This is a genomic window from Vibrio sp. Isolate33 (genome assembly GCF_022397895.1).
Classification (GTDB): Bacteria; Pseudomonadota; Gammaproteobacteria; order Enterobacterales; family Vibrionaceae; genus Vibrio; species Vibrio pomeroyi.
In genome coordinates, this window is record NZ_JAKEUP010000010.1 from 56,627 (window position 1) to 73,405 (window position 16,779).

General features: G+C 42.3%; 17 protein-coding genes. 14 read left to right on the forward strand and 3 right to left on the reverse strand.

The window, feature by feature from the left end; genetic code table 11:
• Positions 1–115 precede the first annotated feature (115 nt).
• On the reverse strand, positions 116–1,804 hold the full coding sequence (locus L1D37_RS14850) for an AMP-binding protein (protein WP_239848343.1): 1,689 nt from the start codon (positions 1,802–1,804) through the stop codon (positions 116–118).
• A gap of 83 nt (positions 1,805–1,887) precedes the next feature.
• Positions 1,888–2,631 carry an AraC family transcriptional regulator gene (locus tag L1D37_RS14855; protein WP_239848344.1) on the reverse strand — a complete coding sequence of 248 codons (744 nt, stop codon included), beginning with the start codon at positions 2,629–2,631 and terminating at the stop codon, positions 1,888–1,890.
• 192 nt (positions 2,632–2,823) lie between these two features.
• Between L1D37_RS14855 and L1D37_RS14860 the strand changes: the two genes are divergently transcribed.
• The 14 genes from L1D37_RS14860 (at position 2,824) to L1D37_RS14925 (ending at position 15,442) form a co-directional block, all read left to right on the forward strand.
• Complete coding sequence (locus tag L1D37_RS14860) at positions 2,824–3,012, forward strand: fimbrial protein (protein WP_076675737.1); 189 nt, start codon at positions 2,824–2,826, stop codon at positions 3,010–3,012.
• A 161-nt stretch (positions 3,013–3,173) separates the two neighbouring features.
• Positions 3,174–3,704, forward strand: coding sequence for a prepilin peptidase (locus tag L1D37_RS14865; RefSeq protein ID WP_176680371.1), 531 nt, complete (start codon positions 3,174–3,176; stop codon positions 3,702–3,704).
• A gap of 39 nt (positions 3,705–3,743) precedes the next feature.
• Positions 3,744–5,093 (forward strand): AAA family ATPase, encoded by a 1,350-nt coding sequence (locus tag L1D37_RS14870; RefSeq protein ID WP_176680370.1) that lies wholly within the window; start codon positions 3,744–3,746, stop codon positions 5,091–5,093.
• Positions 5,086–5,835, forward strand: a complete 750-nt coding sequence (gene cpaB / locus L1D37_RS14875) for a Flp pilus assembly protein CpaB (RefSeq protein WP_239848345.1) — start codon at positions 5,086–5,088, stop codon at positions 5,833–5,835. Before L1D37_RS14870 ends, cpaB begins: the two co-directional genes overlap by 8 nt.
• Positions 5,836–5,843: 8 nt before the next feature.
• Entirely contained in the window at positions 5,844–7,301 is a 1,458-nt protein-coding gene (locus L1D37_RS14880) for a type II and III secretion system protein family protein (RefSeq protein ID WP_176680368.1), read from the forward strand.
• On the forward strand, positions 7,291–7,563 hold the full coding sequence (locus L1D37_RS14885; protein ID WP_239848346.1) for a hypothetical protein: 273 nt from the start codon (positions 7,291–7,293) through the stop codon (positions 7,561–7,563). The genes L1D37_RS14880 and L1D37_RS14885 overlap by 11 nt, the downstream gene beginning before the upstream one ends.
• A 14-nt stretch (positions 7,564–7,577) precedes the next feature.
• On the forward strand, positions 7,578–8,843 hold the full coding sequence (locus tag L1D37_RS14890; protein ID WP_176680366.1) for a Tad domain-containing protein: 1,266 nt from the start codon (positions 7,578–7,580) through the stop codon (positions 8,841–8,843).
• A 2-nt stretch (positions 8,844–8,845) separates the two neighbouring features.
• Positions 8,846–9,274: a TadE/TadG family type IV pilus assembly protein gene (locus tag L1D37_RS14895; protein ID WP_176680365.1), complete on the forward strand. Its 429-nt coding sequence runs from the start codon at positions 8,846–8,848 to the stop codon at positions 9,272–9,274.
• Positions 9,274–9,774 (forward strand): TadE/TadG family type IV pilus assembly protein, encoded by a 501-nt coding sequence (locus L1D37_RS14900; RefSeq protein WP_176680364.1) that lies wholly within the window; start codon positions 9,274–9,276, stop codon positions 9,772–9,774. Before L1D37_RS14895 ends, L1D37_RS14900 begins: the two co-directional genes overlap by 1 nt.
• 1 nt (position 9,775) lies before the next feature.
• Positions 9,776–10,990 (forward strand): AAA family ATPase, encoded by a 1,215-nt coding sequence (locus L1D37_RS14905; protein WP_239848347.1) that lies wholly within the window; start codon positions 9,776–9,778, stop codon positions 10,988–10,990.
• Between the two features lie 33 nt (positions 10,991–11,023).
• Entirely contained in the window at positions 11,024–12,475 is a 1,452-nt protein-coding gene (locus L1D37_RS14910) for a CpaF family protein (protein WP_176680362.1), read from the forward strand.
• A gap of 10 nt (positions 12,476–12,485) precedes the next feature.
• Entirely contained in the window at positions 12,486–13,451 is a 966-nt protein-coding gene (locus L1D37_RS14915) for a type II secretion system F family protein (protein WP_176680361.1), read from the forward strand.
• 3 nt (positions 13,452–13,454) lie between these two features.
• Positions 13,455–14,429: a type II secretion system F family protein gene (locus tag L1D37_RS14920; RefSeq protein WP_239848348.1), complete on the forward strand. Its 975-nt coding sequence runs from the start codon at positions 13,455–13,457 to the stop codon at positions 14,427–14,429.
• A complete protein-coding gene (locus L1D37_RS14925; protein ID WP_239848349.1) occupies positions 14,426–15,442 on the forward strand; it encodes a tetratricopeptide repeat protein in 1,017 nt (338 codons plus the stop codon). The genes L1D37_RS14920 and L1D37_RS14925 overlap by 4 nt, the downstream gene beginning before the upstream one ends.
• A 100-nt stretch (positions 15,443–15,542) precedes the next feature.
• Here L1D37_RS14925 and chrA read toward each other — a convergent pair whose 3' ends face one another.
• Positions 15,543–16,688, reverse strand: a complete 1,146-nt coding sequence (gene chrA / locus L1D37_RS14930; RefSeq protein WP_239848350.1) for a chromate efflux transporter — start codon at positions 16,686–16,688, stop codon at positions 15,543–15,545.
• Positions 16,689–16,779 lie beyond the last annotated feature (91 nt).

Genomic DNA, 16,779 nt, shown 5'->3' on the forward strand with positions numbered 1-16,779 from the left:
TGTTAATTACCTTTGATTACCTATGATCATTAAGCTCGCGACAGAGAGTTGAGTTAAATAAAAAGAGGGGACTTTTTCAGCCCCCTCTTAGTGCTATGTGTTGTTTTGTCGTTGTTTATTCTTCCCAAACCACTAGTTTGTCTTTCGGCCAGTTATGGCCAACTTCGTGGTATTTCTGCTCGAGGATATGTCGTTTGATCTTAAGAGTCGGAGTTAAAACACCATTCTCAATACTCCACGGTTCCTTAATCATCAATACGCCTTTGATCTTCTCGTGTGAAGCGAGTTGTTCGTTCATCTTCTCGATAACACGCTTGGTCGTTTTCTCATAACGAGCTCGATCAAAATTAGGAAAGTCGTGTGGAACGACAAGCAGAATAGGGCCAGGCAAGCCTAAGCCTATCAAACACATCATTTCTACGCGGCTGTATTCAAAGAGTTTGTTCTCGATAGGAACAGGAGCAACAAACTTACCTTTCGCAGTTTTAAAGGTATCCTTCTTACGTCCACGAATTGTTAGGTAGCCTTCGCTGTCGATATCACCGATGTCTCCTGTATGAAGCCAACCCTCTGAGTTAAAAGATTCTTGAGTCGCAATATCATTCTTGTAGTAACCAGAGAATAACCCTTTACCTCGAACTAGAATCTCTTCGTCTTCAGCTATCTTGAGTTCGATCCCTGGACCAGCATTACCGACAGTACCAATTTTATCGGCTCTGAAAGGGTAGTTGAGCGTGCTGTAGGCGAAAGACTCAGTCATGCCCCAAGCCTCAGTAATGTGTAAGCCAACGCTTTCGTACCATGCGAGCAGAGCTGGTGATACTGGCGCTGAGCCACAGCCGAGAACTCGTGCTTGATCTAAGCCTAGGCCGTCAGCTAGCTTTTTCTTAATGATGTTATTCACAAACGGAATCTTCAGTAAGAAATTCAGTTTTTTCTGCGGGAGCTTGTCTTGAATTCGTTGTTGGAACAGGGTCCATAAACGAGGTACTGATATAAACAAGGTTGGACGATGCATCTTCACATCATCAATAAAGGTATCTAAAGACTCAGGGAAAGCAGTAACCACACCACCCATCACTGAAGAACCGAAGATGTAAACTCGTTCTGTAATATGGGCAAGTGGGAGGTAAGAAAATAGACGATCATCTTTTTGGATGCCGATATGATCAATCAACCTCTGAACTGACCACGTAAAGGCGCCGTAGGTCAGCATTGCGCCTTTCGGCAACCCAGATGTACCAGAAGTATACACAAGCGACATCAGCTTATCGTCGTGGTGCTGAGGTCGTTTGCTTGAGGGTTCGTGTGTCTCGATGAGCTGCTCGAATGTGTGTTGGCACTTCGCAGCACTATCGTAAGGTAATGAGATACTGATCAAGCTAGGGTTGTCATCAAGTACTTGTTGAGTCGCCTTAGGGTCGTCAAGCTTACCTGCGATCACAATCTTACTTTCACTGTGTTCAATACAGTATTGAATGGTGTCTGCACCAGCTGTTGGAAAGATTGGGACGCTGACAAAATCTCCTAACATCATGGCAAGATCACAGATAAACCACTCTGCACAGTTTTTTGAAACCAGAGCGACTCGATCGCCTGGTTGGGCTCCGAGTCCTTCTAATGCTGACGCCAGTTTGAGTGCTTTGTCGGCCACTTCTTTATAAGTGAATTCAACAAATTGGCGGTTAATTATTTGTTTTAGATAGACTTCATCTGGGCGTTCTTCTGCCCATTTTAAAATCATCTCATTGGGTGTAGGGAGAGCTGTTGCTTGTTCTTGGCTAAACTCGTTAGGCTGAATCATTGTCTAACTCCATGTTTTTCGCTAAGTTATTTTTGTTAAAATCATGTTAAATGTACCATGATTTTTTCTTTTAGGGAGTAAAATTAGCGTTTTCTGTTATCCGTGCAGGCACGTCTGTAACTTGCGGGCGTTACTCCGGTCCTTTTCTTAAATATTCTCGAAAAATACGACACATCCTTGTATCCACATTGATAAGAAATGACAGCGATTTTTGATTCGGTATCGGCTTCGATTAACTTCTTGGCTAACAGGATTCGTTTATCGCACACAAAGTCTCTAAAGCTTACTCCAAAGTGTAGATGAAACTTCTTAGAAAAGTAGGTGGTGGAACAATGACACTTTTCAGCGATCTCTGTTTCTCTTATCTCTTTGTTAATGTTGTCCATAACAAAGTTTACGACCTCAGACGTGAACAGTTTTGCTGGCTGTTGATTGTTGCTATTGGTATCTCGGTCGAGATCGAAGTGAGGTTCGAAGATATGTTGTGTTTTATTCTTAAGTTCTTCAAAAGTACTGGTCAGATGATTACTGTTAGTTTCGATAACAAAGAATATATTCTTATGATTTCGCACGATATTAGGTATCTGACCTGAACAAATAATGACTATTCGTTTGTTGAGATTTTCACAAATAGAGAGTGCCATTTTAATCAGTTGAAGATTATCTGTTTTATTCAATATAAAGAATACGAGCCTTACGTCTAAGTTACTGATTATAGATATATCTTGTTTATAGTTATCAATAGGGAAGTAACGACTAATTTTATTGATCATGATTGAATTAAAGTCGCTATCGATATCTGACAGTAAAGGTGTAATTATTTTCATTAATATTGAACCTGTATCATATTCAGATTGGTGGCGAAAAAATATAACAAAATCGTGTTTATTAAATAGATTAGAAGTACGACAAAAAAGTGCAAGTAAATGGCAAGAAAATCCTAACCGAATATATTGTTCAGCTCTAGATTTAGTTTACAGGTAAACAAAACCTGATACGTAAATCAAGGAGAGATTCTTATGAACAACTTATTGAAAAATATTAAAGAATTCATGAACGATGAAGAAGGTCTAACTGTCATCGAATATGTAATCGGTGCTGCTATGTTAGTTTTAGGATTGACAACCATATTTAGTGGAATAGGTAGTGCGTTGTCCACCAAACTAAGCGCGATTGTTGGTGCGATTAGTACGACAACTGCACCATAGAAATATGAATCTTAAGGGAATTAAAAAGCAGAAAGGACTAACCATTGTCGAATACATTATAGGTGCGGCTTTGCTTGTATTTCTTGCTTGGGCAATATTCTCTGGTATAGCCACCGCTTTATTCAGTAAATTTTTAATAATTGTGTCAGGTATATGAATGAATGATAAGTGAATCTCTTGTATTTTGGGTGTTATTAGTTGTCGTATCTGTTTTCGATGTAAAAGAAAACAGGATACCAAATAAAGTATTGATTTTATTTATATTGTTATATTTTGTTTTGTCAATTAATAACGGATTAACTTGGGGTTCACTTGCCATTTCTCTGGCAGGGTCGGCAGCATTTTTCGTATCTGGGCTTATTTTATATTTCTTACGAGCAATGTCAGCGGGGGATGTCAAATTTTTAGGTGTGATAGGTTTATATGTTGGGTGGGGTAATTTAGTCGATATTTCTTTCTATATTCTTATTGCTTCAGGAATAATAGCTACCTTTTACTTATTTCATAGTCGAGCTAATAGCGAGTCTCTAACCGTTAGAGGTTATTTTGAAGAAAAATTAATGTTAGTCAGTGGAATATCGCCAATTACTAGAAAACTGTCTACAGTTCATTCTAGGTATTCTAATAAGGTGACGATGCCTTTCGCACCTTCAGTTGTTATAGGCTTAGCAATGTATAGCTATTTTATGTAATTTAAATTTAACCATTATTCGGTGTGTTGGAGAGAACATATGGATATGAGAGGGATTCCTTCCCCGAGCACTTTAAAGCCTCAAATATCAGCTCCTTTGGTTCCGACTTCCATTGAATCGCTTGGTATACCTGAAGTTGTGATTGAAAATCTATTGCTCAAGCACTTATCTGCATACCCTAAATCTGATGTCTTAGAGCTTTCTAACTACTTGTGTGTAGTGACGCATATTGTTGAAAACGGACTTGCGGTACTCAGAAAAAAATCATTGATTGAAGTTTTCCAGCCAGTGTCAGCTCTCTCCTTAGAGTCATCTTCACATAGCCATGTCCGATATTCCTTGTCGGAGAAAGGTATGGAAGAAGCTGACCTCGCCTTTACCCGTGATGCCTATCTTGGACCTGTTCCTGTTTCACTTGCTCAATATAGTGACATTGTAAAACAACAAGATCTGAGAGCTGAGTTAGTGACGCGACCACATGTCGAAGCGGCACTGAGTGATGTTTATGGCGTCAACAGAATGATCTCGGTGTTGGGACCTGCAATTAATTCGGGTAGAGCTTTGCTTCTGTATGGGCATGCAGGAACCGGTAAAACCTTTGTTGCAACACGTATTGTGAATGCTCTACACACATCCGTTTTTATTCCTTATGCCGTTTATGCGCTCGGAAATATCATTAAGGTTTTTTCTACTCAACACCATAAACCACTAGATAGTAATGGTAGTGAGAATGTCGTCTCTCTTAAAGATCAATACGATAAGCGTTGGCTTAATTGTGAACGACCGAACATTCAGGTTGGTGGTGAGCTGACCATGAGCATGCTTGAAGTTAATCACTCTGAGAACAGTCGAGTTTGGTTGGCTCCCGTACAAATGATGGCCAACAACGGCATCTTTGTTATTGATGATCTTGGACGCCAACCAATGCCAGTGGATACATTGCTTAATCGCTGGATTGTGCCGATGGAGTATTCTTTTGATTACCTCTCGTTACCTAATGGCCAACAAGTTACGATGCCATTTGTGTTAACGCTTGCCTTCTCCACGAACTTGAACCCTGAGAAGATCAGTGACCCAGCATTCTTACGCCGACTGGGTTATAAAATTGAGTTTAAACCTCTTAATCAACGTGATTATGAAGCTTTATGGATGAACGTTGTAGCGGAGAAAGAGATGGAGCTACAAGATGGATTCTTTGAGCGTCTGTCGCAAATGCACACCCTTTATAAGGTGCCACTTTTCCCCTGCTTACCGAAAGACCTCGTAGGTATTAGTAAAGACATTCTTTCGTTTGAGCAACTCCCGCCCGTTATTACTTTCGATATTCTTTCCATGGCATGGGAAGTCTACTTTACCTCTGATGGACACGAGGAAGAAAATAATGAATAAGAGTCAGGTTTTCCTACTGTTTTTACTGTCCGTAGTATTCGGCTTAGCAGCTGTATTCTTTGCTAAGCAATGGATGGACGACCAAGTTCAACCGACTGTTGAAGTCGAAGAGGTTGAACGTCACCCGGTTGTAGTTGCGTCTCAAGAAATTGAAGCTGGAACCATAATTGAAAAGCAATTCTTAACGACTAAGTTGATGGAAGTTGATTGGATTAATGACAACAACTATTCAGATGAGTCAGAGCTCGTTGGTAAGGTTGTTGCGAACACTATTTATGCCGGAGAGGTACTTCATAAGTTACGTTTTACCGTTCCGGGTGAAGGTTCGACACTTGCGGCACTCATTCCTGAGAATAAGCGAGCAGTGACGATTCGAGTGGATGATGTTATTGGTGTGGCTGGTTTCCTACTACCCGGAAATAAGGTCGATATTCTTAATACCGTTTCCTACGGTAAAAACTCTGCGTCGACTCAAACGGTGTTGAAAGACATTAAGGTATTAGCCGTTGACCAGACTGCCAGAACCAAAGAAAACAGCCCTATTATTGTTCGTGCGGTAACGCTTGAGGTAACCCCTAAAGATGCTGAAAAGCTTCTGACGGCGAAGAGCAAAGGCAGTATCCAGCTAACCTTAAGAAACCCTCATGAAGTAGAAAAGAAAGTCGTTCGTCGATACGTGCCTAGACCAAGCGTGACCATTATTAAGGGTACGGAAACATCCAATGTTCGCGTCAAGGATTGAGGTGAGATATGAGAATAATATTAGTGTGTGCGTTGAGCCTGATTTGTTTTTCGACTGTAAGTTTTGCTTCATTACAAACCGGAAAAACGGTCACGGTTCCACATCATAAATCCACGCATGTGGTGCTTTCAGGCAAAGCGAGCAAGGTTTCTCTTGGTGATCCTGATGTTTTGGATATCGTGATTCTGAAGTCAAACGAAGTGTTTTTAATTGGTAACAAATTGGGTGCAACCAACCTGATGGCATGGGATTCACGCGGCCAGTTGATTGAATCTATTAATATCGAAGTCACTCATGATCTTAATAGTTTGAAGTCGAAGCTGTACGAGTTCCTTCCTGATGAAACGATTGAGGTACACAGCGCTCAGAATCGTTTGCTGTTAAGTGGGCAAATCAGTAACCAACAAAAAATGAATGTGGCGATGAGAATTGCTGAAACTTACGCAGCAGGGCAAGCCGCGGATGATTCAAAAGAAAGTGGCAGTGAGCAAGCGGCTGCAACTGGGGTTATCAACTTGATGTCGATTGGTGGTGCTCAGCAAGTCATGCTAGAGGTGACCGTCGCAGAAGTGCAGCGAAGCCTAGTGAGAAAGTTCGATGCAAACTTCCACTTCTTCCAAACCAGTGGTTCTAATTTCTCTTGGGGTGGCTCATCGGTTCCAGCTGGTGTATTGGGGGCAACGCCCATCTTTGATATTCCCACGTCAACCGATTATGGGATTCTAGGTTCATTCATTGATAGCAATACCTTGTTTACCTTTGCGTTGGATGTCGCCAAGCAGAATGGTGTGGCTAAGGTATTAGCAGAACCTAACCTAACGGCATTGAGTGGATCTAAGGCCGAGTTCTTAGCGGGTGGTGAGTTCCCTATTCCTGTTCCAGACGATGACGGTATTACCATTGAGTACAAAGAGTACGGGGTAGGGCTGAAATTTATTCCGACTGTACTCAGCGATCAAAAAATCAATCTGAACCTAGCGGTAGATGTGAGTGAGATTGCTAATAACAGCTCATTGACGATCGACCCAGGTTCGACCAATGCAACATACTTTATTCCACCGATCACACGTAGAAGTGCTTCTTCCACACTTGAGCTCGCTGATGGTCAAACCATCGGTATTGCAGGGCTTTTGAGTGAGAACGTACGAGATGTAAGTAACAAAATGCCAGGTATCGGTGATGTGCCAGTGTTAGGTCAGCTTTTCAATAGCCAAGAATATATATCCGGTGAAACCGAGCTCGTCATTCTTGTTACACCGAGGCTCGCTAAACCCGTAGACCGAAGTAAAGTCACGTTACCAACCGATGCTTTTGTTGATCCTAATGATCTTGAATATTACCTGTTGGGTAGAGGTGCTTATATTGCTGAGCCTTCCGATTCCGAAGATAACAGTAGTACAAGTTCTTCTAAGAGTATCGCGCCAACTGATGGTGGTAGTGAAGGTTCATTTGGTCATGATTTATAAGGAGATAGATATGATAAAAACAATGATGGTCTTTCTCGTCGTTTTATTGGTGGGGTGTGCGAATGATGCCCCTTTAGGTCAGTCGGTTGCGAAGCTGAAAATGGAGCAAACGTACAACCCGAATGCAACTCAAGAGAACTTGCAGGTTCTACCTGATGGTACTGGGGAGCGCATGCAAGCGGGATACGATAAGTATGTGGGTAAAGGCGGCGATGAAGAACTTGCCGGAAGTAGCAGCCAGGTTTTGAAGAGCTTTAATTAGTTTGGAGGTACTTTATGTTGTATCAAGTATCAAAAATGCCTAAAAAACAGAGCGGGTTGGTAGTCATCTTTGTGACCATTGCCCTGTTAGTTTTTCTAGCCGTATCAGCTTTAGCTGTGGATATAAACCATATGCTAGTGAATAAAACTCGCTTACAGAATGCGGTTGATTCAGCGGCGTTAGCGGCAGCGACGATTTTGGATAACAGTAAAGATCAAGCCGCGGTATCTGCTGAAGTTACATCAACATTGAATGCCATGGCTGGATCTTCTGGTAATCATGAATTTGATTTCTCGACGGCTGTGGTTAGCGTTGAATACTCTAATGATCCTCAAAGCTTTGCGGGGACACCTACGTTTGGTGTTGATGATGATGTATATATTCGAGTTAATGTCAGCTCATTAGATATGGATGAATTTTTTATTCAGATGTTCGGTTTAGAGAAAAGCGTATCGGCATCGGCGGTTGCAGGACCAAGTTCAGGGCTGCAAGTCGTGAATAACATTGTGCCTATTGGAGTGTGTATTGGTGACGGGACTTCAGATAACGATATTAACGAAGATGGTTATGATGATGCTACCGGTGAGGCAATCACCAATGTCTTTGGTTATGAGGTAGGCGCAGTTCATGCTCTAAAAGTGGGCGATAAAAAACTGTCTCAAATGGGAAATGGTAATTATCACTTACTGGATTTTGGATCTGGAGGAAGCACGGTAAAAGAAGCCTTAGCTGGTTACTATGATTACTCCGTCGCTATTGGAGACAGTGTTACTACCAAGCCTGGGGGAACGGTTGGTCCTACAGCTGATGGTTTAAATACTCGTTTTGGTGATTATGGTGGCGGCTTATCAAGTTCAGATTACCCATCTGATTATGTAACTACTGAGCCCAGTTCTGAAATTAAGATAGACAGTAAAACGGGTGATATTGATTTTGATGGCTCTTATACCTATTCCCAATATGAGGCCGACACCAACGCATGTATAGCAAGTATGGGCTCTGGCTGTGTCTCTGATGGTACAGCATGGCGACGCATTCTTCCTATTCCTATGGTTGATTGCTCAGGTAAAAGTGGTGGAGTAACCAGTTTTACCGTTCAGAAAATAGGGTGCTTCTTCTTATTGCAAAAGGCGCCAACTAACAATTCAGGTACTCCGGCAGTGTTTGGTGAATTTATACATTCTTGCAGTGTTGTTGGCGGTTCAGGTGGGGCTGAGTCATCAACTGAAGGTCCTTACAAAATTGTTTTGTATAAAGACCCAGATGGAGGAGGCTCTTAGTTATGGATAACAACTTAAAAAAACAACAAGGCCTCGCTGCGATTGAAATGTTGATTGCGACACCGGTATTACTGTTTTTCTTGGTGTTGGTTCTTGAACTGGGAAACATCCTAATTCACTACAATATCATATCAAAATCGGTTCAAAACGGGGTTCGTTATGCTGTGAGTGAGGTTTACGGAACAAAGGGTGGGACATTGGCTCCTACTGCGGAAATTCAAAATGTTGTGGTTTACGGTAAGAATACTGCAGGTACGGCCATACTTTCTAGTCTTGCTACTTCTGACGTAGTTGTCACTCCTCCTTCAGCAGACAGTTATGTGAGAGTAACGGTTAATTACGACTATGTTCCTCACTTTTTATCGATTCCATTTTCATCTGAAAGCTTATCTGTCCCCTTGAGTGTGTCGTCAGTTATGAGGGTTTTCTGATGAAATCAATCAAGAAGCATAACGGCTTAGCCATTATCGAGTTTACGATAGTTTCTTGGTTGGTTTTCTTGCTGATTTTTCTGATTTTGGCTTTGGGGGCTTATGTGTTCTCACTCCAGATTGTTAACGAGGCGACGAGAAAAGCGGCAAGGCTGGCGACCGTTTGTTACGTCTTAGATCGCGATAATATTGCGGAGATTGTTGTAGAAGACATTCCACTACTGGGGTTTAGTGACAGCAACTTGGAGGTGGCGTATTTGGATGCTGCTGGCGCTGAAATTACCTCTGATTTCGAAACCAATTTTAGTGCAATTAAGTTTGTACGAGCAAGAGCAACAGGCTATGGCATTCAGTTGATCAGCAACCTCAGCTTTTTAGGGACAAATGGGTTTCTTGCGGCACCTGCGTTTGAGACGATTTTACCCGCTGAGAATTTAGGTGTAATTAAAGCCAATACAAATACTAGGACAAGATGTCCGGAACAAATACAGGGTGGGTAATATGGGCGAAGCAATTGATATTTTACCGAATGAAGACGATGCGATTCGCCTTAAAACCAACTTGAATGTGTGGCTCATTTATAACAATGAGAATTTTCATTCTCACATGAGACAGCAGTTGAAACGCTGCCGAAATGTTCACATCGAGTCATTTTCTTTGCTTGGGATGACGGAAGAATACGTAAAAAATATTGATGCGCCCGATTTGATTTTTGTCGAAGCCAGTGGTGGTTGGGCTCAGAAAATGGTCGACCTACAAAGCTACAATCTGCAGTTAGAAGAGCATGATTTATCTTTGGTTGTGTTTGGTGATGAGAATGACAACGGGTCGTTAAAAATAGCATTAAGACTTGGGGCTTCAGATTTCCTATCTCACGATATTTCTATTTCAGGTCTTCTGCCGCTACTCAAGAAAACGGCGGCAGAGAAAATTGAAAACTCGAGTTATGGAGAAGTGTTCCTATTTATCAACACCAAAGGTGGAATGGGAGCAACAACCTTGGCGCTCAATACGGCCGTAGAAATAGCTAGCTATCATCCAGATGAGGTGCTTTTACTTGATATAGACCTTCAATTTGGTGTTATCCCTGAATATTTAAATATCACACCAACTTACAGCATCTCAGATGCCATCGATAGCTCCAATGACTTGGATGAGATGTCATTGGGAAGCTTGGTGAACAAGCACTCGTCAGGATTACACGTCTTAAGCTTCAAGCATGAAAATAACGCGGATGATTATGAACACGCGCAGAAAATTGGGCGGTTATTGCCTGTATTACGTCGCTTCTATCGCTACATTATTATCGATTTCTCTCGAGGGCTAGATCATATTTTTGCATCGGCTATCTCTCCTGCGACTAAGGTGCTACTGGTTGCTCAGCAAACCTTAGTGTCTGTCAAAAATAGTAACCGATTGGTAAGAACTCTGAAATTTGAGTATGGGTTACAACAAGACGCAATCGAGATCATTGTAAATCGCTATGAGAAACGACAAACCATTAAGTTATCGGATATAGAACAAACCGTTGGAAAGCACGATATCCATTTAATGCCCAACGATTTTAAAGTGGCACTAGAGAGCGCCAATTTAGGACTGCCTTTGGTTGAGTCAAAGAAGAAGAGTTCGATTACGCGCTCGATCATCGATTTGTCTCATATCCTTTCTCCTCCCGAGCAGGAAGAGAAAGGCTGGCTCAAAAAGATATTTTCATAGGTTGTTTGTTCTAAGCATAGGTGAGGGATCGGTATGTTTTTTAAACGGAAAAATATAAACCCTGAGTTTGAAAAAAAAGTAGAACAATTTTCACAACAAGAAAGTGATAACACCGCGGCTTTTCCTATGGGTGTTGTTAATGAATCGACTGCTCCGCAAGGCTTAGATGCCAATGAGGAGCAGGAAAAATCAGTCAATGAAGCCAGAAAAGTCTTAGAGCAAGAGCTTTCTATTAAGCATTATTTTCATAAGCAGTTGCTCGAAACACTCGACCTTGGCTTGCTTTCGAGCCTTGATAAAGAACGTGCCAAGGTTGATCTTCATGAAGCCATTGTTCAATTAATGGCTGACGATCAAAGTCATGCTCTGAGTGCCGAGGGTCGGAAGAGAGTTATCAAGCAAATCGAAGATGAAGTTTTTGGTTTGGGGCCATTAGAGCCATTATTGGCAGATAAAACGGTATCCGATATTTTGGTTAACGGACCTAAAAATGTGTTCGTTGAACGTGGCGGTAAATTAGAAAAAACACCTTATACTTTTTTAGATGACCGACATCTTAGAAACATCATAGATCGCATTGTTAGCCAAGTAGGGCGTCGAATCGACGAAGCGTCGCCAATGGTCGATGCTCGATTAGTTGATGGTTCACGGGTTAATGCGATTATCCCTCCTCTGGCTTTAGATGGCCCTTCAGTCTCTATACGACGTTTCGCAGTAGACAGCTTAACGATGGACAACTTATTGGAATATAAGTCTGCGTCCCCACAAATGGCTAAGTTTGTCGAAGCTGCTGTAAAAGGTGAACTTAATATCTTGATTTCAGGTGGTACCGGGTCAGGAAAAACCACCACACTGAATATTTTTTCTGGTTTTATTCCTCGAGACCAACGAATCATTACGATTGAAGATTCCGCCGAACTCCAACTCCAACAGCCACACGTTATTCGCCTAGAAACTCGCCCTGCAAACCTTGAAGGTAAAGGGGAGATCAGTCAGCGAGAGCTCGTCAAAAACACCTTACGTATGCGACCTGACCGTATTGTTGTTGGGGAGGTGCGTGGTAGTGAAGCGGTGGATATGTTAGCGGCGATGAACACGGGGCATGATGGTTCATTGGCAACTATTCACGCTAATACACCAAGAGATGCACTCAGTCGTGTCGAGAACATGTTCTCGATGGCGGGCTGGAATATTTCAACGAAAAACCTCAGAGCACAGATAGCTTCTGCGATTCATTTGGTGGTTCAAATGGAGCGCCAAGAAGACGGTAAGCGTCGCATGGTCAGTATCCAAGAGATCAATGGGATGGAAGGAGAGATGATAACCATGTCTGAGATCTTCCATTTCCAGCGTCAAGGTGTAGATGAGCATGGCAACATCTTAGGTTACTACACTGCAACTGGCGTGGTACCTCAGTCTCATGACCAGTTAGTTAAGCGTGGCCTTGACCTACCGTTTGAGCTCTTTACTGAGTCACATAGCTGAGGAGCCGATTATGGATAATGTAACTGTATCGTTGGCCCTGTTGTTTGTCGCAGTGTTATTTATTTCACAGGCATTGCTATTACCTGCTGCTGGCAAGAAAGCCAAGCACAAAGAGCTATCTCGTCGTTTAAAAGAGACGCAGAGGAATATCGACGAGGAGAGCTTGTCGCTCTTAAAAGAACACTACAACAAAGAGTTATCACCGCTCGATAGAAAATTGATCGTTATTCCTTTCTTTGCTGACCTGAAACGCATGCTTGAGTTAGCTGGCCTTAAACTCACATTGAGTCGTTTCTTGTTGATTGTATTTTTATGTGGAACGTTATTAGTTCTGATCGCTCTGGTTTTTAATCAGGTGTGGTTCATTTGTGTTGCCGCTTTTGTCTTTGTTTGGGTCATCGCTTATCTGTTTGTACAAAATAGAGTGACCTACAGAATGGCAAGATTTGAAGAACAGCTACCAGAAGCCTTGGATATTATCAGAAGGGCCTTACAAGCTGGCCAACCACTGGTTCAGTCTTTCAATGAGGTAGGCGAAGAGATGCCTGAGCCTATTGGGGTCGAATTTAAAAATACCTATAACTTACTCAACTATGGCTACGATTTAAGACTCGCCATTTTACAAATGTCAGAAAGGGTGCCGACCGTCTCAATGTTGGCTTTCTCTAGTGCGGTTATGCTGCAGAAAGAAACCGGGGGCAATCTCTCTGAGAACCTACAAAAAGTATCTGAAGTATTAAGAGCCCGCTTTAAATTAGAAAGGAAAGTTAAAACTCTTTCTGCCGAGAGTCGACTTTCAGCTTGGATACTGACTCTGTCTCCGTTTGCCCTTTTTTTCGGTCTTAAATTCGTAAACCCCGAATATATCGAGCCTTTGTACAGTGACCCGAGAGGAATATCGATGGTCAGTGTTGGAGTGGTTTTATTGGCTATTGGGGCCTTGTGGATAAGAAAAATCATAAATATCGAGATATAGATTATGGAATTCTTTGATTTGGAAGTATGGAAACAAACACTCTCTGAGATCGGTTTCAGCAGTCAAACCTTGCTTTACGGAATGATTCTGCTCACCACGATGTTACTTACTCTTACTTTAGGTTTTTTGTTTGTTGGTTCACGCTCGCCGTTGGATAAAAAGTTAAAGCAGATTTCTGGGGGCGGCAACCAAACGGGCAGCCGAAAACCTTATGATTTTACTAATACCTTGGAGTCTTTAACGCCATTTATTGGGCGAGGAAACACAAAGGACAACGAAACGTACTCCGAAAAATTAATGCATGCGGGATACCATGAAAAAAGTGCACTTTCGGTGTTTTACGCTCTAAAAGTGCTTTCAGCATTAATCGGGTTTGTTTGTGCTTTCATGGTGTTTTATCTAGCCATTGGCGACAGTTACAACAATTTATTGATTGTGACTTGTATCTTTGTCGGTACGTTTTTACCTAACTTTGTGTTGAGTAAAATGCAAAAAGAGAGACAAAGAAAAATTAGAAATGGGGTGCCGGATGCACTTGATCTACTTGTCGTGTGTACTGAATCAGGTCTTGGCTTTAATGCTGCTCTAGGGCGCGTCGCTAATGAGCTCTACATTTCTCAACCTGAACTTGCCGATGAGCTAGATACGGTATTTGCCAAAATCCAAGCGGGTGTCACCATGCCAGATGCCCTGAGTCAGTTGGTGGAGCGGACGGGACTTCGTGAGCTAGAAGGGCTTGTGTCTTTGCTCTCACATGCTTCAAGAATGGGGGGGAGTTTGGCGCAAACCTTACGTGATTACACCGAAGATTTTCGAGATAAGCGCCAGCAGGCGGCCGAAGAAATTGCCGCTAAAATACCTACCAAGATGCTGTTTCCTATGTTGTTATTTATTTGGCCTTGTTTTTTCATTGTTGCCCTTGGACCAGGGATGATGATTGTTATGGACGCATTAAGTGCGCCAGGAGTTGGTTTATGATGCGAATGAACAGAATGGTTTTACTTTTACTGCCTTTATTGATTCTCGGGTGTGCCTCTTCTGATGAACCAACCAATCAGTTTGATGCTGAATTGTATTCGGGAAAGCCAATCGACACCTTAACCAGTGACGATCCACCTGTTAGTGAAAAAGAAGCCATCATGCGAGGTGACGTGGCATTAAGAGACAACAACATCGATTTAGCGCTTTATGAATACATTCGATCTTTGTCTTTTACTGAACAAGAGTTTCACGATAAAACGCTCTTTACGATCGGTCGAATTCACTCATCTAGAGGCAATTATGCTCTCGCTGAAAAAGCGTATCTCGCTGCACTAGATTTTAACCCTGCGCATACTGAAGTCTTAGAGCAATTAGGTGTTTTATATACTAAACAGCGTCGTACAGACGAAGGTCGCAGCTATTTCTTTAAAGCGGTTAATGCAGACCAAGTTCGTTTAAAAAGCAGTGAAACGACGAAAAATTACCAAGCGTTAAGTCAAAGTGAAGTTGCGGGTTTGAAGGTTGATAGTATGTCTCCGGCATTGGCTTACATGGGAATCGGAGTCTTGGAAGATGTAGAAGGTAAACATCAGATTGCCCAAGAATATTTTAAGAAATCGCTGACTATCGATAAGACTTCGGTAAAAGCACTATTGAACATGGGCTATTCCCATTACATGTATGGTAACTACAAAGAAGCGTATCAGTACACGCGTTCGGCGTTAGAGATAGAACCTAATAATGAGAAAGCTCAGAACAACCTTGCACTTATCTACCTAGCATCAGGTGATGTGAAAAAGGCGATCAATGTTTTCATGCGCCATATGGATGCACCGGAAGCTCTCAACAATGTTGGGTACTTTCTGATCATTCAAGGAAGACCTGATGAAGCGATTCCCTATCTTCAACAAGCGATCGATAAAAAACCTTCTTACTACAAAATTGCCAATGAGAACCTAAATCGCGCGTTGGCAGAGGTAAGGGAAATGAAAGCAAGCACTCCGATATAACGCTTCTATCGAGTTAAACCATTACAAAGAAGATAGCCGCTGATGAGTTTCCTTATCAGGGGCTATTATTTGTTAGTCAGTTTGGTATTTGAGCGCTTAATTACAAGTAGTTAAGAATTACACCTGCCGCGATAAAGGTACCAACTAACCCTACAATCGGCATCTTCATTATTTTCAATAGCCACACACCAATAATGATCAGAGCGAAGTCTATGCCGCTGCTCACTGCGCTTGTGAAGATAGGTTGATACAGGGCTGCAAGCAATAGACCGACAACCGCTGCATTCACACCAGTAAGAGCGCCAGCTACCAAAGGTTTACTCGCAATTGCTTGCCAGTTTTTCAGTACACCTAGTAGTAATAAGAAGCCTGGCAAGAACACAGCAATCGTTGCGAGTAGTGCGCCTGTGATCGGTGCTGATGGCATCAATACATAACCTAAGTAAGTTGCGAGTGTAAACATAGGCCCTGGTACTGCCTGTGCTGCTGCATAACCCGTAAGGAACGCATCTTGCGATAGTTGGTCGCCAATACTATTTTGTAGCAATGGGAGTACCACATGGCCGCCACCGAATACTAAGCTGCCCGCTTGGTAGAACAAACCAAATACTTCAACACCTTGAGAGTACGCACTGAACAGAGGAAGACCAACCAAAAGCGCTACGAAAACAATGAGCGGTGTTATGGATATTTTGTGTGTCGATGGAACCGTCTTTAGCTCTTGTGAAGTCAAAAACGTGCTGCCAATGATAGCTGCAAACAGAAGTACGAAGATTTGCGACCAGATCCCCGGAATTAACAGCAGTACAATCGCTGTCATCACACACAAGGCGATCGCTATCTTTGATTGGCAAAAGTTTTTGTACATGCCGAACGTTGCATCAGCTACAACCACAACTGCGAGTAGCTTTAGTCCGTGGATGATTGAGTTGAATAACGGCGCTTCTAATAGTTGGTTGCTCACTAAAGCCAATATCAGCATCAGAATGACCGATGGGGAAGTGAAGCCGATAAAAGCGGCAATCGCACCAGTTAAGCCACCTTTCTTGTAGCCAACCGCAAAGCCAACTTGGCTTGAACCGGGTCCCGGTAGGAACTGACTGAGAGCAACAATTTGCCCATACTCTTCGTCGGATAACCAATTCAGTTTCTCCACAAAGGTTTTACGGAAGTAGCCAATATGTGCTGCTGGTCCACCAAAGCTAATCCAGCCAAGCCAGAAAAAGGTTTTAAAAATTGAAAGCATGCTCGATTCCAGATAAATGTTTAGCGTAATTTAGGTGGAGTTGCACTATGATTCAAATTAATTGTTTTAATTATAACTATTAATGAAGTGG

Excerpts from the sequence above, each read along its gene's own strand:
- L1D37_RS14850 (WP_239848343.1), bottom strand. The coding sequence starts at position 1,804 with ATGATTCAGCCTAACGAGTTTAGCCAAGAACAAGCAACAGCTCTCCCT.
- L1D37_RS14855 (WP_239848344.1), bottom strand. The coding sequence starts at position 2,631 with ATGAAAATAATTACACCTTTACTGTCAGATATCGATAGCGACTTTAAT.
- L1D37_RS14860 (WP_076675737.1), top strand. The coding sequence starts at position 2,824 with ATGAACAACTTATTGAAAAATATTAAAGAATTCATGAACGATGAAGAA.
- L1D37_RS14865 (WP_176680371.1), top strand. The coding sequence starts at position 3,174 with ATGATAAGTGAATCTCTTGTATTTTGGGTGTTATTAGTTGTCGTATCT.
- L1D37_RS14870 (WP_176680370.1), top strand. The coding sequence starts at position 3,744 with ATGGATATGAGAGGGATTCCTTCCCCGAGCACTTTAAAGCCTCAAATA.
- cpaB (WP_239848345.1), top strand. The coding sequence starts at position 5,086 with ATGAATAAGAGTCAGGTTTTCCTACTGTTTTTACTGTCCGTAGTATTC.
- L1D37_RS14880 (WP_176680368.1), top strand. The coding sequence starts at position 5,844 with ATGAGAATAATATTAGTGTGTGCGTTGAGCCTGATTTGTTTTTCGACT.
- L1D37_RS14885 (WP_239848346.1), top strand. The coding sequence starts at position 7,291 with ATGATTTATAAGGAGATAGATATGATAAAAACAATGATGGTCTTTCTC.
- L1D37_RS14890 (WP_176680366.1), top strand. The coding sequence starts at position 7,578 with ATGTTGTATCAAGTATCAAAAATGCCTAAAAAACAGAGCGGGTTGGTA.
- L1D37_RS14895 (WP_176680365.1), top strand. The coding sequence starts at position 8,846 with ATGGATAACAACTTAAAAAAACAACAAGGCCTCGCTGCGATTGAAATG.
- L1D37_RS14900 (WP_176680364.1), top strand. The coding sequence starts at position 9,274 with ATGAAATCAATCAAGAAGCATAACGGCTTAGCCATTATCGAGTTTACG.
- L1D37_RS14905 (WP_239848347.1), top strand. The coding sequence starts at position 9,776 with ATGGGCGAAGCAATTGATATTTTACCGAATGAAGACGATGCGATTCGC.
- L1D37_RS14910 (WP_176680362.1), top strand. The coding sequence starts at position 11,024 with ATGTTTTTTAAACGGAAAAATATAAACCCTGAGTTTGAAAAAAAAGTA.
- L1D37_RS14915 (WP_176680361.1), top strand. The coding sequence starts at position 12,486 with ATGGATAATGTAACTGTATCGTTGGCCCTGTTGTTTGTCGCAGTGTTA.
- L1D37_RS14920 (WP_239848348.1), top strand. The coding sequence starts at position 13,455 with ATGGAATTCTTTGATTTGGAAGTATGGAAACAAACACTCTCTGAGATC.
- L1D37_RS14925 (WP_239848349.1), top strand. The coding sequence starts at position 14,426 with ATGATGCGAATGAACAGAATGGTTTTACTTTTACTGCCTTTATTGATT.
- chrA (WP_239848350.1), bottom strand. The coding sequence starts at position 16,688 with ATGCTTTCAATTTTTAAAACCTTTTTCTGGCTTGGCTGGATTAGCTTT.